Origin of the sequence: Paraglaciecola marina (genome assembly GCF_004360155.1) — a bacterium.
Classification (GTDB): Bacteria; Pseudomonadota; Gammaproteobacteria; order Enterobacterales; family Alteromonadaceae; genus Paraglaciecola; species Paraglaciecola marina.
Map to the genome: position 1 here is coordinate 75,739 of NZ_SAIS01000017.1, position 21,711 is coordinate 97,449.

The 21,711-nt window shown below is 38.5% G+C and carries 15 protein-coding genes; 14 read left to right on the forward strand and 1 reads right to left on the reverse strand.

The window, feature by feature from the left end; all coding sequences use genetic code 11:
* Positions 1–18 precede the first annotated feature (18 nt).
* The 8 genes from EOK74_RS18245 (at position 19) to rmf (ending at position 13,095) form a co-directional block, all read left to right on the forward strand.
* The gene (locus tag EOK74_RS18245) at positions 19–4,854 is read left to right on the forward strand and encodes an NAD-glutamate dehydrogenase (protein ID WP_133471547.1); all 4,836 of its coding nucleotides are present in this window, start codon (positions 19–21) and stop codon (positions 4,852–4,854) included.
* Between the two features lie 74 nt (positions 4,855–4,928).
* Positions 4,929–5,936: a quinone-dependent dihydroorotate dehydrogenase gene (pyrD, locus tag EOK74_RS18250; protein WP_133471548.1), complete on the forward strand. Its 1,008-nt coding sequence runs from the start codon at positions 4,929–4,931 to the stop codon at positions 5,934–5,936.
* A 121-nt stretch (positions 5,937–6,057) separates the two neighbouring features.
* The gene (locus tag EOK74_RS18255) at positions 6,058–6,582 is read left to right on the forward strand and encodes a cell division protein ZapC domain-containing protein (protein WP_239024163.1); all 525 of its coding nucleotides are present in this window, start codon (positions 6,058–6,060) and stop codon (positions 6,580–6,582) included.
* 110 nt (positions 6,583–6,692) lie between these two features.
* Positions 6,693–8,792, forward strand: coding sequence for a bifunctional 23S rRNA (guanine(2069)-N(7))-methyltransferase RlmK/23S rRNA (guanine(2445)-N(2))-methyltransferase RlmL (gene rlmKL / locus EOK74_RS18260; RefSeq protein WP_133471549.1), 2,100 nt, complete (start codon positions 6,693–6,695; stop codon positions 8,790–8,792).
* Between the two features lie 14 nt (positions 8,793–8,806).
* Positions 8,807–9,037: a glutaredoxin family protein gene (locus EOK74_RS18265; protein ID WP_133471550.1), complete on the forward strand. Its 231-nt coding sequence runs from the start codon at positions 8,807–8,809 to the stop codon at positions 9,035–9,037.
* Entirely contained in the window at positions 9,034–10,935 is a 1,902-nt protein-coding gene (uup, locus tag EOK74_RS18270) for an ATP-binding cassette ATPase Uup (RefSeq protein WP_133471551.1), read from the forward strand. Before EOK74_RS18265 ends, uup begins: the two co-directional genes overlap by 4 nt.
* Positions 10,936–10,961: 26 nt before the next feature.
* Positions 10,962–12,647, forward strand: coding sequence for a DUF3466 family protein (locus EOK74_RS18275; protein WP_133471552.1), 1,686 nt, complete (start codon positions 10,962–10,964; stop codon positions 12,645–12,647).
* Positions 12,648–12,921: 274 nt separating this feature from the next.
* Complete coding sequence (gene rmf, locus EOK74_RS18280) at positions 12,922–13,095, forward strand: ribosome modulation factor (RefSeq protein WP_133471553.1); 174 nt, start codon at positions 12,922–12,924, stop codon at positions 13,093–13,095.
* A gap of 51 nt (positions 13,096–13,146) precedes the next feature.
* Here the strand turns inward: rmf and fabA are convergent, their stop codons facing one another.
* Entirely contained in the window at positions 13,147–13,665 is a 519-nt protein-coding gene (fabA, locus tag EOK74_RS18285) for a 3-hydroxyacyl-[acyl-carrier-protein] dehydratase FabA (protein ID WP_133471554.1), read from the reverse strand.
* 136 nt (positions 13,666–13,801) lie between these two features.
* Here fabA and EOK74_RS18290 point away from each other — a divergent pair, with 136 nt between their 5' ends.
* The 6 genes from EOK74_RS18290 to EOK74_RS18315 all read left to right on the forward strand — a co-directional run bounded on the left by EOK74_RS18290 (position 13,802) and on the right by EOK74_RS18315 (position 21,499).
* Complete coding sequence (locus tag EOK74_RS18290; protein ID WP_133471555.1) at positions 13,802–14,053, forward strand: hypothetical protein; 252 nt, start codon at positions 13,802–13,804, stop codon at positions 14,051–14,053.
* A gap of 7 nt (positions 14,054–14,060) precedes the next feature.
* Entirely contained in the window at positions 14,061–14,768 is a 708-nt protein-coding gene (locus tag EOK74_RS18295; protein WP_133471556.1) for a heparan-alpha-glucosaminide N-acetyltransferase, read from the forward strand.
* Positions 14,769–14,863: 95 nt separating this feature from the next.
* Positions 14,864–15,280, forward strand: coding sequence for a hypothetical protein (locus EOK74_RS18300; RefSeq protein WP_133471557.1), 417 nt, complete (start codon positions 14,864–14,866; stop codon positions 15,278–15,280).
* Between the two features lie 114 nt (positions 15,281–15,394).
* Complete coding sequence (locus EOK74_RS18305) at positions 15,395–16,789, forward strand: TolC family protein (RefSeq protein ID WP_133471558.1); 1,395 nt, start codon at positions 15,395–15,397, stop codon at positions 16,787–16,789.
* The gene (locus EOK74_RS18310; RefSeq protein WP_133471559.1) at positions 16,782–18,383 is read left to right on the forward strand and encodes a copper-binding protein; all 1,602 of its coding nucleotides are present in this window, start codon (positions 16,782–16,784) and stop codon (positions 18,381–18,383) included. The genes EOK74_RS18305 and EOK74_RS18310 overlap by 8 nt, the downstream gene beginning before the upstream one ends.
* Positions 18,383–21,499: an efflux RND transporter permease subunit gene (locus tag EOK74_RS18315; protein ID WP_133471560.1), complete on the forward strand. Its 3,117-nt coding sequence runs from the start codon at positions 18,383–18,385 to the stop codon at positions 21,497–21,499. Before EOK74_RS18310 ends, EOK74_RS18315 begins: the two co-directional genes overlap by 1 nt.
* The last annotated feature ends 212 nt before the right edge of the window (positions 21,500–21,711 follow it).

The window sequence follows — 21,711 nt, forward strand, 5'->3', positions numbered from 1 at the left end:
CCTAATATGGGCAAACACATGACCGTTGTAGATAATCAGTATTCTGTTCTCCTTGAAAATGTCAATAATTTAATCTCTAAAAAAGTCGCGTCTGAACAAGTAGCACAAGTAAGCGATTTCTCTAAAATTCTTTTTAAAAATATCGCTAGCACTGATTTAGAAAATAGAAGTGATAGTGATTTATATGGAGCCACTCTCAGTCTATGGAATGAGTTTGTAGATTACACTGCAGACAAGCCTTTTATTCGCGCTTTTAATCCAGAAATTGGTAAACATGGTTGGCAATCAACTCATAGTATAGTGGAATTAATTGTAACAGATATGCCATTTCTAGTGGATTCTGTGCGTATGGCGCTAAACCGTATGGGGATTACAGCGCATTTATTACTTCATAGTCCTATTGCGTTGTGCCGAGATCAAAATGGCAGAGTGGCTTCCTTTGAAGAGCCCAATAGCGGCAAAAAAGGATTAATAAGACAAACAGTATTTTTAGTAGAAGTTGACCGACAGACTTCTAAAAAGGCGCTTGATAAATTGACAGACGAATTAATGTCTGTGGTAGAAGAAGTCTCATTAGCTGTTGAAGATTGGCAGCCAATGCGTACTCGCCTAAATGAGTTGACCGATGAAATTAGTAAACTTCCTAGTCCTTGTAGTACTGAACAGAAAATAGAAACCGAAAAATTCTTAGCTTGGTTAGGTGATCATAACTTTACTTTAATGGGCTATCGTTCTTATACAGTAACTGGAATCGACGGAGATTACCGCTGGGTGGCTGATAACGATACTAGTTTAGGTTTAATGAAAAGCTCTAAAACAGAACGTGAAAGAGTACTATCGAATATACCGCCATCTGCTCGAGAAGAAGCCCTCAGTAGTAACCCGCTAATGCTTACAAAAACTAGCACGCGCTCTAGGGTGCATCGTCCAGCCTATTTGGATTACATCGGGATCAAGAGATTTGACGATTCTTGTAATGTGGTTGGAGAAGATAGGTTTATTGGATTGTACTCAGCTTCTTTTTACAACAGTAGCGCCACACATATCCCAGTTTTAAAGAAAAAGATTGATGATATTTCTAAATTATCTGGCTTTTACCCTGGTACCCATGGTCATAAAGCATTCTTAAACATAATAGAAACTTACCCTAGAGACGAATTATTACAAGGCACAGTTGAAGAGCTCGCACAAATCATTTTAGGTATCTTTCAAATGCAAGAGCGTGGAATGTCCAGACTATTTGTTCGTAAGGACATTTTTGGTCGCTTTGTATCTTGTATGGTGTTCGTTCCAAGAGAGCGCTACAACACTCAGTTAAGAAAGGACACTCAAGAATTACTTAAGAAGTCATTTGCGAGTGATCAGGAAGTAGAGTTTACAACCTATTTTTCGGAATCAGTTTACGCTCGAACCCACTACATAACCCGAGTTAAAAATAACAATGCGGAATATAATGTGAAGGAAATAGAAAAGAACGTCATAGAGCTTAACAAAAGTTGGGAAGATAGACTTGCATCTACTCTGCGAACAAATCATGGAGAAGCTAAAGCTAAAAAATTAGAAAGAGGTTATGGCAATGGATTTTCTAATAGTTACAAAGAGTGCAATTTACCAAGTGCCGCATTGATTGATATTGAAAAGCTTGAGCAATTAAGTGCTGAAAATACCTTAGACATGTTGTTTTATCGTCCCTTAGAAGAAGGGCCTGATAGTAAAGCAGTGAGACTAAAGTTATTTCATAAAAATGAGCCTATTCACCTGTCTGCTGTATTACCTATGCTAGAGAACTTTGGTTTAAGAGTAATTGATGAAAGCCCCTACAAAGTTACTTTAGATAACGGCTCAGTAAATTGGATTATGGATTTTTCAATGCTTCATAATACCAGTAATGATATGGATATGGAGCAGGCTCAAACTTTGTTTCAATCTGCATTTTCACAAGTTTGGTATACGCAACTTGAGGATGACTCTTTTAATCGTCTGGTCTTAGGCGGCGGCATAGCGGGCCGTAACGTTACTATATTACGTTCTTATGCTAAATATATGCGTCAAATTGGTAGCTCATTTAGTCACGAATATATGGCTAACACGTTGGCTAATTATCCTCAAATTGCTGCTCTACTTATAGATTTATTTAATCAAAAGTTTAACCCAGCCGTTAAACGCAGCGAGAAATTAGAAGATAAATTATTAACCGCCATAAAGAACCAGTTAGATGATGTTTCTAACTTAGATGACGACAGAATCATTCGTCGTTATTTAGATCTTATATTGGCGACGTTAAGAACTAATTTTTATCAAAAAGATCCTGATGGCAATGATAAATCCTATGTCTCTTATAAAATGTTACCAGAACTCATCCCGGACATGCCTTTACCTAGGCCAAAGTATGAAATTTTTGTTTATAGTCCTCGAATAGAAGGTGTCCACCTACGAGGGGGCAAAGTTGCCCGGGGAGGATTACGCTGGTCAGATAGGCAGGAAGATTTTAGAACAGAAATATTAGGCTTAGTGAAAGCACAGCAAGTTAAGAATACGGTTATCGTTCCTGTTGGTGCTAAAGGGGGATTTGTCTGTAAAAAACTACCTGTGGCACAAGGACGAGAAGCCTTTCTAAAAGAAGGACAAGAATGTTACAAAACCTTTATACGCAGCTTGTTAGATATTACGGATAACATAGTAGACGGAAAAGTTGTTCATCCAAAAGACGTGGTTCGTCTTGATGAAGATGATGCATATTTGGTAGTTGCAGCAGATAAAGGTACAGCAACATTTTCTGATATTGCTAACGGTATTGCTGAAGAATTTAACTTTTGGCTTGGAGATGCCTTTGCATCAGGTGGCAGTATTGGATACGACCATAAAAAAATGGGGATAACTGCTAGAGGCGCATGGGAATCTGTTAAAAGACACTTTAGAGAAATGGGAAAAGATTGCCAAACCACAGATTTCACATGTGTTGCTGTAGGTGATATGGCTGGAGATGTATTTGGTAATGGAATGTTATTGTCAAAACATACTAAATTGGTGGTGGCGTTTAATCACTTAAATATCTTTTTTGACCCAGATCCAAATATCGAAACGAGTTATTCAGAACGTAAGAGATTATTTGAAAACCCATCCCTTGGTTGGGATGACTATGATAAGTCAATTATTTCAAAGGGCGGTAATATTTTCAGTCGCTCAGCTAAGTCGATAAAGCTCAGCCCAGAAATGAAAAAATCCTTAGGTACTAAACAAGCCAGCATGACACCAAACGAGTTAATCCATGCAGTATTGAAAATGCCGGTAGACTTACTATGGAATGGTGGCATAGGTACCTATGTTAAAAGCAGTAAAGAAACCCATGCTCAAGTTGGCGACAGAGCAAATGATGACGTGCGTGTAAATGGTAACGAGTTACAAGCCAAGATAATAGGAGAGGGAGGCAACTTAGGCGCTACTCAACTAGGTCGTATCGAATTTGCTGAAAATGGTGGCCGTGTTAATACCGACTTTATAGACAATGTCGGCGGTGTTGATTGTTCAGATAACGAAGTAAACATCAAAATTCTATTGAATACCTTAGTAAGCTCAGGTGATTTAACTGTTAAACAGCGTAATAACTTACTTTATGAAATGACCGATGAGGTGGGTGACTTAGTGATTCAAGATTGCTACAGGCAAACTGAATCTATTTCTATTTCTAAATTAGGTGGTGTAGGTCAGCTAAGAGAGCAGCTTAGGTTTATCCATGGCTTAGAGCGCGAAGGCTATCTTAATAGAGAGCTTGAGTTTATACCTACTGATGATGAGATATCTGATAGGTTAGCAAAATCGGCAGGGCTAACCAGACCAGAATTATCAGTTTTAATTGCCTATGGCAAAATGGTAATGAAAGAACAATTTAATATTCCTTCAATTACCGATAATCCTTATCACGGCAAATTACTTATTGAAGCGTTTCCTGTGAAGCTACAACAGAAATTTTCTTCTCAAATGCAACAGCATCCACTTCGAAGCGAAATCATCGCCACTAAGTTAACTAATAATATTATTAATGATTTAGGCATGAACTATGTCTTTAGAATTCAAGAGGAGACTGGTGCTGCAGTCGACGAAATTGCCAATGCTTATGCTGTAGTAAAAGGCATCTTCAGAATGGAAGTACTATGGAATGAAGTTGAAGCATTGGATAACAAGATATCTTCTGATGTGCAGTTAGGTATGTTAGATAGTATTCGCCGCACCATGCGCAGAGCTTCACGTTGGTATCTAAGACATGGTAATAAATTAATTGGAATTCAAGAAGCGATTGATAGTTACCAGTCAACCTATGATGACTTGTTTGCTAATTTAGAAAACTATCTAGTAGAGGAAGAATTTGAAGAGTTGCAGCATGCTTGTACTAATTTAGAGAAATCTGGTGTAACTAAGACAACGGCCTTTAAAGTAGCGTCTTTAAGTAATATGTTTCCTTGTATGGATTTAGCTCAAATAGCCGAATCTGAAAACAAAAATATTAAACTGGTTTCGAATTTATATTATAAGTTGGGTTCTAAGTTAGAGTTGCATTGGTTCTTAGCTCAAATAGATAAACAAGCAGTGAGCAATCATTGGCAAGCGCTAGCTAGAGCTTCATATCGAGAAGAGCTGGATTGGCAACAAAGGTCGTTGACCTCTGTGTTATTATCAGCCACAAAAGGTAGTGATGCTGAAGTCATTCTGAAAAATTGGATGGACAATAATCACACTTTACTTGATCGCTGGTATCATATGATGTCAGAGTTCAGAACCAGTAGCACCCATGAGTTTGCCAAGTTTTCCGTTGCCCTTAGAGAGTTAATGCTTTTAAGCATCAACGCTAGCGACTGATATAACTGTCTAACACAGCCCTGGTTGATACCTTTGGTACCACCGGGGCTTTTTTATGCCTAAAGAGAAATTATATGTATTCAATTATTCAAAAATGTCTATTTACCCAAGATGCTGAATGGAGCCATGACTTCACTATTAATTGGTTAAGACGCACCCAAAATACCCCTTTAAGTTTTATTTACAAGCAAAGCATTGCCGCTAAACCAGTTACTGCTTTTGGCATTACTTTTAAAAATCCTGTGGGTTTAGCAGCAGGTTTAGATAAAAATGGTGAATGTATAGATGCGTTTGGTGCTATGGGTTTTGGTTTTGTTGAGATAGGAACAGTGACGCCCAAAGCACAAGCTGGTAACGATAAACCCCGGATGTTTAGACTGCCAAAAGGGCAGGCGATAATTAACCGAATGGGGTTTAACAATAAAGGCGTAGACAACCTAATTGCGAACGTAAAAAAATCTAAATACGATGGTGTATTGGGTATTAATATTGGTAAAAATAAAACCACTCCAGAAGAAAACGCCTTAGATGATTACCTTATTTGTTTACGTAAAGTTTACAACTATGCGAGTTATGTCACTGTAAATATCTCATCACCAAACACACCTGGGCTTAGAAATTTGCAACACGGAGATGCGCTAGAAACACTCCTGCAAGGCCTTAAAAAAGAGCAAAAATTATTAGAAGTAGAGCACGGTAAATACGTTCCGATTCTCGTTAAGATCGCCCCCGATCTAAGTGACAAAGAAATTGTCGACATGTCAAATTCTTTGATCAATGCAGAGATCGATGGCGTCATCGCCACCAACACAACTTTAGACAGAGATCTTGTTGCTGGACAACAAAATGCAGAAGAAATGGGAGGTTTAAGTGGCGCAGTGTTACAAGCTAAAAGTCAGGCTGTAGCTGAGAAACTATGCAAAGAGATCGCAGGCAGGATACCGGTTATAGGAGTAGGGGGTATTCACTCCGGATCATCTGCCAAAGAGCGGATCGAAGCCGGATCTCAACTGATCCAAGTGTATTCTTCATTGATCTACAAAGGGCCATCGTTGATCAAGGAGATCGTCAATTCCTTATAAGGATCATGGGGAGATCTGGTTATTTTAGAATAATTAAATATGGCAAATTAGCACCATAAGTTTGTAAATTTGTGTTAGTTTTTTAGGCAATAAATTTACTATTAATTGGTGCTTAATTTTTATGTTGCAGCCTATGGCAGATTGGTTTTGGTTCTCTGAAAATGGTCAGCTAATGTTGTCCATGGGAAAAGAGTGGCAATGTACAACTGCTTATAATGAACAACATATTGTTAACTTACCTGCAGATAAGCAACTCTTTAGTTTAAGAGATACAGAAATTTATCTTTCTATTGGAAATTGTTTATTAAATAGTGATGCGGATTTCTCTGAAGCTCAGTTAACGCATTTTTTGATTAATGCGACCGCCGCTTTAATTTTTCATAAACCTATTTCGCCCAAAAGTTGGCTTTTCGATGAAGTCGAGTATTTTGGTGTTAATCATAAACTGGCAAAAATAAACACTTCGTTCGGTACTGGAATCGTCTTAGTTTTGTGCGACCAACAGCAGCTTGCGACCTGCATGTTAATATCTAACGAAATACCAATTACTAGCAATAAGTCCCTAAAACAATTTGACTTGGTCAAGGTGGCAGTAAATCGTTTAGAACCCCTTCTTATTGCATCAGGCTCTCAATTAACAGCCTAGTCCCGAAATTTCAGTATTTATCCTATCCTTTTCCTGATTAAACATGCGCTTAGTGCATATTTACCGTATAATCGCGCCCGTTTTAACGTCATATCCCTGTGAGATACATAATGTTTGAATTTTTAGTTACCACTTCTAAAGGCCTTGATGGTTTGCTGTTTGATGAGATAGCAACTATTTGTCCTGATGTGACGTTAAAAAGTAAACCGGGTCAAGTTTTGTTTTCCGGTGAATTAAGTGATGCTTACAAAGTTTGCTTGTGGTCAAGATTAGCCAATCGTGTTTTAGTAAAATTAGCTGAAGGCGAGATTGATACCGCTGATGACGTTTATAAAGTAACAGATAAGGCAAATTGGCCCAGTCATTTTGGTGTTGAAGATACCTTTATGGTGGACTTTAACGGCACTAATCAAAGCATCAACAATACGCAGTTTGGTGGCCTTAAGGTAAAAGACGCCATAGTCGATCAGTTTTCAACTTTTTTTGATGAACGTCCATCAGTTAATAAACTTTCACCAGACATACGCATACAAGCTAGGTTGTGGCGAAATGTACTTGCTGTTTATATTGATTTATCAGGTCAAAGTTTACATCAAAGGCATTACCGCGCTAAAACAGGCTTAGCACCAGTTAAAGAACATTTAGCCAGTGCTATGTTAATTAGAAGTGGTTGGACATCTGACTTAACAAAACCCTTATTAGACCCTATGTGTGGTGCTGGTACTATTGCCATTGAAGCTGCGTTGATTTCTACAAACGTTGCGCCAGGGCTAAGCAGAAAACAATGGGGCTTTGATGCCTGGAAACAACACGAACAAGATGTTTGGGAAGAGCTTAGTATCCAAGCCGAATCAGAGAAAAGGCAACCCCAAGGCAAAATATATGCAAACGATATAGACAAAGCTGTTGTTGCTATAGCGAAAGATAATTCTCGTATTGCAGGTGTATTAGACAATATTAATTTTACAACCCAGGATGCTTGTAAGTTTAGACTATCCGAAGATGAGGCAGGTTATATGGTTACTAACCCGCCTTATGGTGAAAGGTTAAGTGATAGCAACAAACTCATGCCAACCTTTCAAAATTGGGGTTTAGCGTTAAAACAAGCATTTAGAGACTGGAACCTTTCTATATTAACCTCTGACCGTGATCTATTGCGTCAAATGAAGTTAAGCTCAAAGAAAGAATACAAGCTAATGAATGGCAAGCTTGAGTGTGTTTTAGTAAATTTTGAATTAGATGAACGTAATTGTATCGTTCGAGAAACTAAGCCCATTAGTAACGATTTTGCCAATCGTCTTAAAAAGAACTTACAAAGAACTGAGCGTTGGTTAAAAAAGCAAAATACTAATTGTTACCGGATTTATGATGCAGACCTACCTGAATATAATGTAGCTGTAGATAGATATGCTGATTATTTAGTGGTGCATGAATATGCTGCACCAAAAGATGTTCCTGAACATAAAGCTAAGAAACGTTTACAAGATGTCGTTTTATCTTTACCTCAAGTTACTGGTATTGATGCAAATAAGATAATCCTTAAAGTGCGAGAGCAACAAAAGGGTAAGAACCAATATCAAAAAGTGTCGCAACGTAAAGAAACCATTGAAGTGTTTGAAAATGGTGCCAAGTTTATCGTTAATTTATATGATTACTTAGACACTGGGCTATTTTTAGATCATCGAATTACCAGACAAGTTGTACAACAAAAATCAGCTGGAAAAGATGTATTAAACCTATTTGCCTATACCGGTAGTGTTTCTGTGCACGCAGCTTTAGGTAGAGCAAAGTCTATTACCACAGTAGATATGTCAAATACCTATATTGACTGGGCGAAAGAAAACTTTAGATTAAATGGTTTGAAGGGAGCATATGAGTTTGTTCAAGCTGACTGCCTAACTTGGCTAAAAAGCCATACAAGCAAATACGATTTAATTTTTATTGACCCGCCGTCTTTTTCTAATTCGAAAAGAATGGAATCAACCTGGGATGTACAAAGAGACCATATCAACTTAATAAGTGATGCTCTTAAGTGCTTAAATCAGGGTGGCGAGATTATCTTTTCTAACAATTTGCGCCAGTTTAAATTAGATGAATCGACACTAACGAAAATGGGGTTAAGTATTAAGAATATTTCTAAACAGACTTTGCCTGATGATTTTCAGAGAAATCCAAAAATCCATCATTGTTGGTCATTGGTTAAGCAATAGGAATAAATAGAGTTATGGCGTTAATTTTTTATTCTGGTCAAGAATGTTGTTTGTGCGAGCAAGCAGAAGTGTTACTTAGTGAAGTTTCTGTGGGTCGTTTAGAAGTAACCAAAATTGATGTGCGTTCAAGTACAGAATTATACCACTTATATGGAGCCAGAATTCCAGTGCTATTTAATAAAGAAAACGGACAAGAATTACCTTGGCCTTTTAATAAAGAACAATTAGTAGAGTTTTTATCTTGAGTTTATTTCAATTAAAAAATGCCAGTATCATTTTAGGGCATCCACCGTTATTAAATGGTATCGAATTAGTTATTCAACCCGGTGAAAGACTGTGCTTGGTTGGCCGTAATGGTTGTGGTAAATCAACATTACTTAAAGTGATTGAAGGTGAAATTAAACTCGATGATGGTCAGCGCATTGTTAATGGTGACGTTAAGATTTCGCGTCTTCCACAAGACCCGCCATCTAGTGTGCAATGTTCATTGTTTGATTATGTTTCTGAGGGGTTGGCCGAAGTAGGACAATATTTAAAAGAGTATTTTCAGACTGCAGATTTAGTAGCTGAGGACCCTTCTGACACAAACTTGTCTAAGCTAGAATCCTTACAACATAAAATCGACCATCACAATGGTTGGCAATTTGAGCAAAAAATCCAACAAGTGTTAACTAAGTTACAACTCGATCCTAATCAGCAGTTGAGTGATTTATCAGGTGGATGGCGAAGAAAGGCGGCCTTAGCGAAAGCTATGGCCAGTGAACCAGATGTATTGTTACTTGATGAGCCTACTAACCATCTTGATATTGATATGATCAAATGGCTAGAAGACGCCATAGCGGGATATTCAGGTGCGGTTGTATTTGTAAGCCATGATAGAGCTTTCATTAGAAAAGTCGCGAGCAGGATAATAGATTTAGACAGAGGAAACCTAGTTAGTTACCCAGGAAGTTACCAAGCATACATTGAACAAAAAGCCCATGATTTGGAAGTTGAAGAAGCGCAGAATGCCTTGTTTGATAAAAAATTAAGCCAAGAGGAAACGTGGATAAGACAAGGGATTAAAGCCCGTAGAACCAGAAATGAAGGCAGGGTGCGGGCACTTAAAGCATTACGTTTAGAACATTCACAACGAGCTAATAAATTGGGGCGCGCTAAAGTTAGTGTTAGTGAGTCAAAGAGTTCTGGAAAGATTGTTTTCGAAACCGAAGCGCTACATTACAAAATTTCTGATAAGTTAATCGTTGAATCATTAACTACTACTATAATGCGCGGTGAAAAACTTGCGTTAGTTGGCCCAAATGGTTGTGGTAAAAGTACTTTGATAAAGCTTTTACTTGAAGAGTTAAAACCGACATCAGGTATTGTAAAGTCTGGGGCAAATATTGAAGTTGCTTATTTTGACCAACATAGAGACCAACTTGACGGCGAGTTAAGAGTTATCGATTGTATAGCCGACGGTAAGCGTGAAGTAACCTTAAATGGTCGTACTAAACATGTAATGAGTTATCTCCAAGATTATCTGTTTACCCCAGAACGTGTTAACTCTCCCGTAAAATCGTTATCAGGTGGTGAGAAAAATCGCTTACTTTTAGCTAAATTGATGCTAAAACCTAGTAACTTACTCATACTCGATGAGCCAACCAACGACCTTGATGTTGAAACTTTGGAGCTATTAGAAGACACAATTGCAAACTATCCAGGAACTGTGGTTTTAGTGAGTCACGATAGGGAGTTTGTAGATAATGTAGTTACCTCAAGCTACTTCTTTGAAGGTAATGGTATAGTCAAAGAATTTGTGGGTGGCTGCACTGATATTGCTAATTGGTATCAACAATTAGCGAGCAATAAAAATTCAAAACCTGAAACTAAATCAGAAACTAAGAGTCAAAAAACGAAGCCCAAAGAAGCAAATACTAAAAAGCTATCATATAAGCTTCAACATGAATTAGAATCGTTACCTTTAAAAATTGAATCCTTGGAAAACCAGATTGAAAATTTACAAGCAAAAGTAAATGACGCTGAATTTTTCAAACAAGATGCATCCGTAACCGATCCGGTATTGAATGAATTGAATGAGACACAAACAGTACTCACTCAATCTTATGACAGATGGGACGAAATCGAAGGCATGCTCGAATAAAACATAAGCAGTAAGCAGGATATTACATGATTAAAAAAAGGCTGGCTGTAGCATTATCTATAGCCCTTTTATCAATAAGTTCAGTAGAAGCCGCAAAATATAGAGTGGTTGAGTTAGATGTTGCGAATGAAGGTCAGGATAGCTTTCCAAGTGCCATTAATGATGACGGTGAAATTTCAGTTAATGTAAAACTTCCATATGATATTCCAATTGATATAGATTTAATTGATTTTGATTCTGTCGTATTGACAGATTCAGAAGCGGCGAGTGTTGGCAATATTAATGAAACAGATTACGAATTACTACTAGCTCATATTAGAGGGCAACAAGGCTCTCAGTTCTTTCAACAAATCGCTGACACAATTAGCTACCAAGCGTCAGAAGATGAAACAGATTACATTCCGGTATTTGATCAAGAAGCATCAGCAGATGGCGAATATACCTTAAGTTCAAATGTAAATACCCGTGATATAAATAATTCTGATTTTTCAGTAGGTAGTAGCCAAGGATACTTTTCTAAAGTTGATTACCAATTTGAAAATGGCGTAGAAACCACATTTATAGTCTACGAGTTTGGCGCTAGGGGGTTTGTATCCCGCAATGGGCAAACAACTGAATTACCACCGCCAGAAGATTTTGCTGGAGGCTATAGTGAGGCCTATGGAATTAATGAAAGCAACCAAGTAGTAGGGTATGGGACCACAGAATTTTTAAGCGATACTTTCGAACTTGCTGAAGAAAGTTGTGAAGACGAAGATTTGAGAGGTGATATTCCATATGAGTCATGTATATCAAGTCTAGCTTCATCTCTTGCAGGTAACCCCGCGCAAGCTTCGCAATTAAGAGGCTTAATTTGGGAGCTTGATGATAATGGTAACCTATTAGATACCACTGAATTAGGTATTTTATTTGAACCAGAAGCCGAAGACATCGCCAGTTATACTAGCCGAGCCCATGCCATAAATGATAATGGTATTGCTGTTGGTGTATCTCATGGCGAATATACTACTAGTAACGCTACAGTCATTCGAACCTACGGTGTTATTTTTGATGGTGAAGAAATTTTAAACTTAACACCTACCCCCGATCTTACTGTTGCAGCAAGTTCTGCAACTATTAGCTCAGCTACAGATATAAATAACAACAACCTTGTAGTTGGCTATCAAGTTCAAAGAATTAACGGTGTCAATCGAGATAAATTTTTTGTTTATGATATGAGTTTAGGTGAATTAGAATTTCCAGATGATTTTTTCTTGGGATCTGAAAGCGTAGCCTTGGCCGTTAATAATAATAATTTAGTGGTGGGCTACGGTGAAGTTGAAGCTTCAATAGGAAACAGGCGCTCTGAGGGTTTTCTGTATGATCATAATGAAAAAGAGTTTAGCAGAATAAGAGACTTATTAGATTGTGATTCAAAATACACAATTGTCCAAGCCAATAGCATAAACGATAACGATGAAATTGCTGCAACAGCACTTTATCAAGCCCCTTTACGGGACTCTAGGGGCGAATTAGTAATTGATTCTGGTGGTAACGAAATACTAGTAGATACGGTAGGCGCTGTGAAACTAATTCCTATTGAAGGTGGTGAAGCAGATATCTGTGATGTGCCTGAAGATGAAGTTGTTATGCCTCGTCAAGGAGCCTCAATTAGCTGGTTCTTATTGTTTTCTGGAATGTTGCTAATGTGGCGGCGTTTTACCAAAAAGTAAAAATCTAATTGTTAAAAACCGCTTAATTGCGGTTTTTTTATATCTAATTTTTAGGTTAAAAGGTCCAACTAGATTTCATATTACAGTTCTGTTTAAAAAAATATTTTTTAGATAAAATTGTTTCATAGTGAAAAAATCATGAGTTTCAATAAGTTAACCTAAAAGCAATGTAAACCTGTAGTTTTAGTATTGAACCAAGTCAACATTTGCATTATCTGTATAGCGTAGTTCATAAGAACTGCCAACTGATCCTTAAACCCAAAGAGAGAACTCCATGAAAAGACAGAAAAGAGACAGACTTTCCAGAGCACATTCCAAAGGTTACCAAGCAGGCATTTCAGGACGTTCAAAAGATAATTGTCCGTTCCAAAGTTCAGAGGTGAGGTCGGAGTGGTTAGGCGGGTGGCGAGAAGCCATAGGAGATCGAAATTTAGGATTAGTTAAATAAAAATAAAGCCCCGGCAGGGGCTTTATTATAGAAGTTGTCAAACTACTTTAATTAAAAACTGCTAGTGTCTTGAAACAATCCAACCTTTAAGTCTTTAGCTTGATAAATAACTCTTCCATCTACCGCTACTGTGCCATCTCCTAGGCCCATAAACAGTTTACGCTTGATAACACGCTTCAAATCAATGCGGTAAGTTACTTTTTTGGCTGTTGGTAATATTTGCCCTGTAAATTTTACTTCACCAACTCCTAATGCACGACCTTTACCCGGGCCACCTGACCATCCTAAGAAAAAACCAACCAATTGCCACATTGCGTCTAATCCTAAACAGCCTGGCATGACTGGATCACCCGGAAAGTGACAATCAAAAAACCATAAGTCTGGAGTGATATCTAGCTCAGCTTCAATATAACCTTTGTCAAATTCACCACCGGCTTCATGTATCTCTACAATTCTGTCCATCATCAACATGTTAGGAGCAGGAAGCTGACTATTGCCAGGACCAAATAAATCGCCTCTACTACAGGCTAAAAGATCTTCTCTCGTGAAACTATTTTGTTGCATTGTCATTCTATATACTTGCCTAAATTATTTTAGGTAGTAATTTAGCGAACACTTGTAAGCTAAACAACTCTGAACAGTCAAAAACTTATACTTTTTAATAAATTAAGATGTAAAAAGCATAAAACTAAGTAACAAGGGCAGAATGAGCAAGTTAAAATCTACAGCAAATGCAGAAAAGCAAAAACGTTTTCGTGAAAGACAAAAAGAAAAAGGTAATAAGCAGGTAAGGGGATATGTCACGCCTCAGGCTCGATTTTGTTATAAAGAAATATCCGAAAAAACGGGGTGGACAGATAGTGAAATCCTATCCAACTCGTTACGCATAACCTATGCGGCCTACAAATGTGGGCAAATTAAATTACTAAATGAATGGTTAAAAGATAATAATAATTAATAAAAACATGAAGTTAACTAAAAACAAAATGCACCGCTGTTACGAGCTTGATGTCTTAAGAGGTTTTGCCATCGTTTTGATGGTCATTTTTCATTTTTGCTATGATTTAAGCACATTTGGCTGGGCGTCATACAATACTGGGCAAGATTTAGAATGGAGAATTTTTAGAGCCATTATTGTAACTAGCTTTTTATTGGCTGTCGGTATGAGTAGTTATTTGGCATACCACAAACATATCAATCTCAGAAAACTCACCATGGCGACAGCTAAATTGCTATTTGTCGCATTAATCTTAACTATTGGCAGCTTGTTCATGTATCCCAGCGCTTGGGTATACTTTGGGATCATTCATTTGATAGCGGTGGCTTTACCTATATCTGTGCTATTTGTACGTTTACCTTATTTGTCCTTGATTATAGGTGTACTAATTATCCTTTCTTATTATTTAGGCTGGTTGTCAATGGAGCCAATTTGGTCTTGGTCGGTCAAACACTTAGGTATCCCTAAAACAACAGTGGACTTAGCCAGTATTATTCCTTGGCTAGGTGTGGTGCTTATTGGTGTGTTTGTCATGCATAAACAGTTGTTTTCTATAAGGCTTCCTGAAAATACTGTATTTAATAAGCTAAGTACCTTAGGTCAATATTCACTTATTATTTACTTACTACATCAACCCATTTTGTACGCTGTGCTATTAGCGGTTAAATCTTTGTAATAAAAACTAGGTGGTTTATGGTGTGGACCAAATAATTACACGCCATAGCAGTCTGCCTTGATTGACACTCTATTCATTTTGATTACACTAGCCACATGAAAATCACCGTCAAATGTTTATTAATCATGCTCACCTTATTGACTAGCCAAGTCAGCAAGGCGTATGAGGCTGTGCCATCGGCTGAGCACTGCGATAGGCAAATGCAGTCTCATGTGGTGCAGGGTAGTGAGCAAATGGACATGTCTTCAATGATGAATAATCATAGAAGTGGTGATTTAAGCTCTGCAATGGAAAAAATGGAATGTTGCGATAACTCTGACTCTGCAATGGCTGTTTCTAAAATATGTAATGATGGCCAGTGTGGGTGTGAATCCCTTGTTGGCTCTATTGTCATATTGATGTCTCCCTTTGAGTCAATGGAACTGCACAGTGTAAGTATACCTATTGCATACCTCCCACAATACCTGCCATCTCCTTCTATCGATCAAGTAAAACGACCTCCAATCTTTTAGTTCTCACCCCAGTTCAAGTGGGGAAAATCGAAATATTTAATTTATTTATTTTAAATAAGACTGCTTTTAGGCATTGCCTTACTTAGTGGTTATTTGACAATTTGGGAACAAACAATGCGTAACATTTTTAGCACTCTAGATACTGCCCATTTAAGGAAGAGTATAAATATCTCTCTGAGGGCCAATATCACTGCCTGCGTGGTGCTTGGCAATGCCATAAGTCAACCGATTACAGCAACAGGCACACCACTTAGTTTGTCTGACACTATTAAAATCGCGGTACAAAATGACGATTGGCTATTAAAGAGCCAAAGTATTGAAAAGGGGCTATACGCTTTAAGTGAAGGCGCAGATGCGCTGCCGGATCCAGTAATTAGTTTGAGTGTATTGAACTTACCGAGTAATGGATTTGCCTTTAATCAGGAGGAAATGACACAACTACAAGTTGCTGCTAGTCAACAGTTTCCAAGGGGCGATACCCTGAAACTTCAACAAGAAAAGTATAAAACTGTAGCTAAGGAACAGCCCCTATTAAGGTTTGATCGTAAGGCTAAAATAGCCCTTAGGGCCGAGGAGCTTTGGTTAGATGCCTATAAAGCCCAAACGAGCTACCAACTAGTTGAAGATACTCGCCCGTTAATACAAAAGTTAGAAGAAATAGTTAGCACCAGTTACGCATCCTCTGTTGGTAGTGCAGGTCAGCAAGATATTATTCGAGCACAGTTGGAAATCATGCGCTTACGTGACCGCTTGATTGAATTGAAAACACAAAAAGTAGTATCACTTAAAAAGCTATCTCAATATCTTTTTAATAGCCGAACTTCAGGAGTGACAGATTATAACCCCAGCTCCGATATCCAATTACCTAACAAGTTGACTGATATTTCTTACATAGATAAAAAGCGCATCTCTTTATTCGATACTCAATCTAATCAAGAGCTTATTCAATTAGTCTCAATGCATCCATTAGTTCGTGCTAAAGCTCAGCAAGTAAAAGGGTTTGAAGTTGATACCCAAATAGCGAAACAAAGCTTAAAGCCCCAATATGCAGTTAACGCTAGCTATAGTTTTAGGGATGACACGCCACAAGGAACTAGTAGAGCTAACTTTTACTCGGTGGGAATCAGTATGTCTATACCGCTGTTTTCATCAACAAAGCAAGACGCCGAAATTTCAAATAGAGTGCAAACAACTGAAGCGGTTAAAACCGAAAAACGCCTTCTTATACGAGAGTTTTTAGCCACAGTTAATAGTGCATATGCTGATTATAATGGCTTGTGTGAACGTATAAACATTTATGAGACTGGGATTATCCCTCAAATAAAACAACAGACCCAAGCCTCGTTAAACGCCTACACCAATGATGCAGGTAATTTTGCCGAGGTAGTTCGTGCCCAAGTGTCTGAGCTTGATGCTCAACTTACTTTACTTGGCTTAGAAGTGGCTAAACATAAAGCTATCGCCACACTTCGTTATTATTTACCTTTGGAGGCTCATACCCATGAATGACATGCACCTTTCAAAACCTAATGGGTTAGGCATAACTCTTGGATTAATTATGGGAATTGGGATTAGCGCCTTATGTTATTGGGCGTTCATAACGTCTAATGACCACGCTAGCCCAGAGGTTGAAAACAGTAATGCCCCTCTTTATTGGGTTGCTCCTATGGATGCTAACTTTAAGCGCGACAAACCAGGTAAGTCACCCATGGGTATGGACTTAGTCCCAGTATACAAGACTGAAAAAACTAAGGAGACTCGTAAGGGGACGGTTGAGATTGAGCCAAGCATAGTTAATAACCTTGGGGTAAAAACCACTCAGGTGTCTTTAATTACACCATCGGTTGATATTCGAGCCTTTGGGCGGGTGGAATATGCTCAAAACTTAATGGTTCATGTGCACGCTCGTGTTGAAGGTTGGGTAGAAACCCTATATGTAAGAAGTGCAGGGGAGTTTATAGAAAAGGACTCTCCATTGTATGACTTATATTCACCTGAACTTGTGAATGCACAAGAAGAGCTGTTACTCGCTTTGAAGCAAGGTAATGCAAGGTTAATTCAAGCCGCTCAGTCAAGATTAGAAGCCCTAAATGTTCCCACCACCTTGGTAGACAGTTTAAAGCAAACCCAAAAAGTACAACGAACAGTGACTTTTACTGCGCCCCAAAGTGGATTTGTAAACAATTTGCAGATTCAAGAAGGCTTTTTTGTTACCCCTAGTAAAACCCTGCTGTCGGTTGCACCGGTTAATCAAGTTTGGGTTATCGCTAGCATATTTGCAGAGCACGCCAATTTTATTAAGGAAGGGCAAAAGGCAAGTATTACTTCAGAGTATTTCCCAAATACTAAGCTAAGTAGTCAAGTTGAATATATTTATCCGTCGTTGCATTACAAGACCAAAACCTTACAGGTACGGTTTTTATTGGATAATCCTAACTTTTTACTAAAGCCAGAAATGTTTGTAGATGTATTTTTGCAGCTAGGTATTGCCCATGGCTCAGATAAACACAGCACAAAAGTGTTGGCTGTACCTGTGGATGCAGTAATCAGAACTGGTTTGCAAGATAGAGTAGTTTTGGCATTAGACGAAGGTAAGTTTAAATCAATTGAAGTCAGTGTCGGTCGTAAGCTGGGTGACTACTATGAAATACCAAATGGCCTCAGCGAAAACGACAAGATAGTTACCTCAGCTCAGTTTTTAATTGATTCAGAAAGTAGTATCACTTCTGACTTTAAACGTATGGCAGCTGATGAAGATAGCCCAGCTACATTCTCAGCTATTCAAAAAGATAACCAACAAAGTGCTTGGACCTTGGCAACAGTAAACGAAATCTTCATTGAAGACGGTATGCTTAATCTAACACATGGCCCACTTGATACCTTTGGCATGATGGGAATGACTATGGATTTTTTAGTTGCGGAAAACCTTGATATGACGCAATTTAAAGAGAATCAAGATATCCATGTTGAAATAGTTAAGACAGCGTCAGGTATGTTTCAAGTTAAAACTGTGCATTTTACAGAGCAACAGTCGCCAAAAGTTGAGATGCCCAGTGAGCCAATGGAAATGGACCACAGTAAGCACCACAGAGGTGAACACTAGTGATTACGTCAATTATTCAATGGTCTATTCATAATCGTATATTAGTCTTGTTAAGCACCTTAGTTATTATAGGTGCTGGGTTATTTACCATCAAAAATACCCCAATTGACGCCATACCTGATTTATCAGATGTGCAGGTTATTATAAAAACCACTTATCCAGGACAAGCCCCCCAAGTAGTTGAAGACCAAGTTACTTACCCCCTTACAACTGCAATGTTAGCTGTGCCAGGTGCAACAACTGTTAGAGGTTTTTCCTTTTTTGGTGACTCTTATGTATACGTGATTTTCGACGAGAAAACAGACTTATATTGGGCAAGAAGTCGAGTGTTGGAATATTTATCTCAAGTGGCACCGAGTTTGCCAGATTCAGCTAAGGCACAGCTTGGGCCAGATGCAACTGGGGTAGGTTGGGTGTACATGTATGCTCTGATAAGCCCCAGTGGTAAACAGAGTTTGAGCGAACTTCGCAGCTTACAAGATTGGTTTTTAAAATATGAGTTGCAAACAGTACCTGGGGTATCAGAAGTAGCCTCAGTTGGCGGTATGGTGAAGCAATACCAAGTAATAGTTGACCCTATAAAATTACTAGCTTTTGATATGCCTTTGTCCCACGTACAAAGGGCAATTCAAAGGGGCAATCAAGAAGCAGGGGCATCTGTGCTCGAAATGGCAGAAGCCGAATACATGATCCGCACCACAGGCTACATCGAAAACAAAACTGATATAGAAGCGATCCCATTGGGAATGTTAGACGATGCAGGGACGCCTATTTTAGTTAGAGATGTAGCAAAAGTTGAAATTGGACCACAATTACGCAGAGGTATAGCAGAGCTAAACGGGGAGGGGGAAACTGTAGGCGGTATTGTAGTAATGCGCTATGGCGAAAACGCCCAAGCAACCATTGATGGTGTCAAAGCTAGGCTGTCAGAACTACAAAAAAGCTTACCTGAGGGTGTAGAAATAATCACAGTATATGACCGCTCCACACTAATAAAGGACTCAGTCGATAACTTAAGCCAAAAGTTAATTGCAGAATTTTTAGTGGTGGCGTTAATTTGCCTAGTATTTTTATTCCATGTTAGGTCATCTTTGGTGGCTATTATCAGCCTACCTGTGGGAATTTTCATAGCATTTATTGCAATGTATATGTTGGATATTAATGCCAATATTATGTCTTTAGGTGGCATTGCTATTGCTATTGGAGCCATGATTGATGGTGCCATTGTTCTCGTAGAAAACCTTCACAAACACATAGAGAAAACGCCTTTAACTAAGGATAATCGCTGGAAGCTAGTGGCGACTGCAGCGAGTGAAGTTGGCCCTTCATTATTCTTTAGCTTACTTATTATTACTGTTAGCTTTATCCCAGTATTTACCCTAGAGGCCCAAGAAGGGCGTATGTTTTCACCCCTTGCTTACACTAAAACATTTGCCATGGCCGCAGCGGCGGTACTTTCTATTACCTTGGTACCAGTACTAATGGGATATTTTGTAAGAGGGAAAATTGTCAAAGAGCGAGATAACCCAATAAACAAAGGCTTGATAGCAGTTTATCAGCCGATTTTAAAGTCAGTTCTAACGTACCCCAAAATAACGGTTTTATGTTCGCTAATCATATTACTTATAGGACTGTGGCCAATATCAAAAATTGGTACTGAGTTTATTCCGCCATTAGATGAGGGCGACTTAATGTATATGCCAACCACTTATGCCTCAGTATCTATAGGAGAAGCTAGGTTTATATTACAACAAAGTAATAAACTCATTAAAACCTTACCAGAGGTAGAAAGCGTTTTTGGAAAGGTAGGCCGAGCTAATACAGCCACGGATCCTGCGCCCTTAACCATGATAGAAACATCGATTCGCTTTAAACCTAAATCCCAGTGGAGACAAGGGATAACTAAAGAGTCGATTATTGAAGAGCTGGACCAATTAATTGATTTTCCTGGTGTCACAAATGCTTGGGTCATGCCTATAAAAACACGTATTGATATGTTAGCTACGGGCATCAAAACACCGGTTGGCATCAAGATAGCCGGGCCAGATCTCGCTGTTATTCAAGATATAGGAAAGCAGCTTGAGTCAGTAATATCAGGTGTTGCGGGTACTGCTTCTGTTTATGCTGAACGAGTAGCTGGCGGGCGCTATATCACTATAGATATTGACAGGCTCAACGCCGCCCGATTTGGCCTTAATATTCTTGATGTACAATCTTTTATTTCAAGTGCTGTAGGTGGAATGGATTTAACTACAAGTGTGGAGGGATTAGAGCGTTACCCGGTGCAAGTAAGGTTTCCACAATCCTACCGAGATTCCCCTGAGCAATTAGGGTTACTGCCAATAGTGACCCCAAGTGGAGCCCATATAACCCTTGCTGACATAGCGACTATTGGGATTGAAAATGGCCCAGCTGGGATCAAAAGCGAGAATGCTAGGCCTAATGGTTGGGTGTATATCGACATAGAAAATGTAGACATAGGCCATTATGTTACTGAAGCTATCAATGCCGTTAATCAAGACCTAAAACTACCTACAGGGTATTCGATTACATGGAGCGGACAATACGAATATATCCAAAGAGCAAAGGCCAAATTAAGTTATGTTATACCTTTAACGCTTGGGATAATTATTGTGCTTTTATATCTAAATTTTAAAAGCATTCCCCAAGTTGTCATGATTTTGGGAACACTGCCTTTTGCATTAACGGGCGGGATTTGGTTACTTTACATAGAAAACTTTAACTTTTCTGTTGCGGTAGGCGTTGGATTTATTGCTTTAGCAGGGGTAGCCGTAGAAATTGGGATCATAATGTTAACCTATTTAGATGCCAAATATACCCAACTATGTAAACACGCCACCACAAGCAAGCTAATTAAAGACAGCGCTTTAAAAAGTGCAGTAATTGAAGGTTCTGCCATGCGTATACGACCAGTTATGATGACATCAACCTCAATCATATTTGGTTTATTACCAGTCATGTATGGCACTGGTACAGGCTCTGAAATCATGAGCAGAATTGCAGCGCCTATGGTCGGAGGCATGATAAGTGCGTTAGTTTTAACACTCATAGTTTTGCCGGCAGTCTACTACTTATGGCGCTCAAATAGTTCTTAAGTGACTAAAGATTAGTTGCAAGCTATGAGCTTAGCTTTAATTAAGAGCTTAAAAATTACTTAGCCTTGTATTTATAATGACAAGGCTAAGCTCTTTGTTAAGTTTTAAGTAGAGTCAGTAATGGTGAACTATATATTCTGGGCACCATAATGTTACCTAATCTACAAATATTTAAGTTCCTATAATGTATATTAACTAGTCTGTCTTAGGGG

Excerpts from the sequence above, each read along its gene's own strand:
- rmf (WP_133471553.1), top strand. The coding sequence starts at position 12,922 with ATGAAAAGACAGAAAAGAGACAGACTTTCCAGAGCACATTCCAAAGGT.
- pyrD (WP_133471548.1), top strand. The coding sequence starts at position 4,929 with ATGTATTCAATTATTCAAAAATGTCTATTTACCCAAGATGCTGAATGG.
- EOK74_RS18265 (WP_133471550.1), top strand. The coding sequence starts at position 8,807 with ATGGCGTTAATTTTTTATTCTGGTCAAGAATGTTGTTTGTGCGAGCAA.
- EOK74_RS18300 (WP_133471557.1), top strand. The coding sequence starts at position 14,864 with ATGAAAATCACCGTCAAATGTTTATTAATCATGCTCACCTTATTGACT.
- EOK74_RS18290 (WP_133471555.1), top strand. The coding sequence starts at position 13,802 with ATGAGCAAGTTAAAATCTACAGCAAATGCAGAAAAGCAAAAACGTTTT.
- rlmKL (WP_133471549.1), top strand. The coding sequence starts at position 6,693 with ATGTTTGAATTTTTAGTTACCACTTCTAAAGGCCTTGATGGTTTGCTG.
- EOK74_RS18305 (WP_133471558.1), top strand. The coding sequence starts at position 15,395 with ATGCGTAACATTTTTAGCACTCTAGATACTGCCCATTTAAGGAAGAGT.
- fabA (WP_133471554.1), bottom strand. The coding sequence starts at position 13,665 with ATGACAATGCAACAAAATAGTTTCACGAGAGAAGATCTTTTAGCCTGT.
- EOK74_RS18295 (WP_133471556.1), top strand. The coding sequence starts at position 14,061 with ATGAAGTTAACTAAAAACAAAATGCACCGCTGTTACGAGCTTGATGTC.
- EOK74_RS18255 (WP_239024163.1), top strand. The coding sequence starts at position 6,058 with ATGTTGCAGCCTATGGCAGATTGGTTTTGGTTCTCTGAAAATGGTCAG.
- EOK74_RS18310 (WP_133471559.1), top strand. The coding sequence starts at position 16,782 with ATGAATGACATGCACCTTTCAAAACCTAATGGGTTAGGCATAACTCTT.
- EOK74_RS18275 (WP_133471552.1), top strand. The coding sequence starts at position 10,962 with ATGATTAAAAAAAGGCTGGCTGTAGCATTATCTATAGCCCTTTTATCA.
- EOK74_RS18245 (WP_133471547.1), top strand. The coding sequence starts at position 19 with ATGACCGTTGTAGATAATCAGTATTCTGTTCTCCTTGAAAATGTCAAT.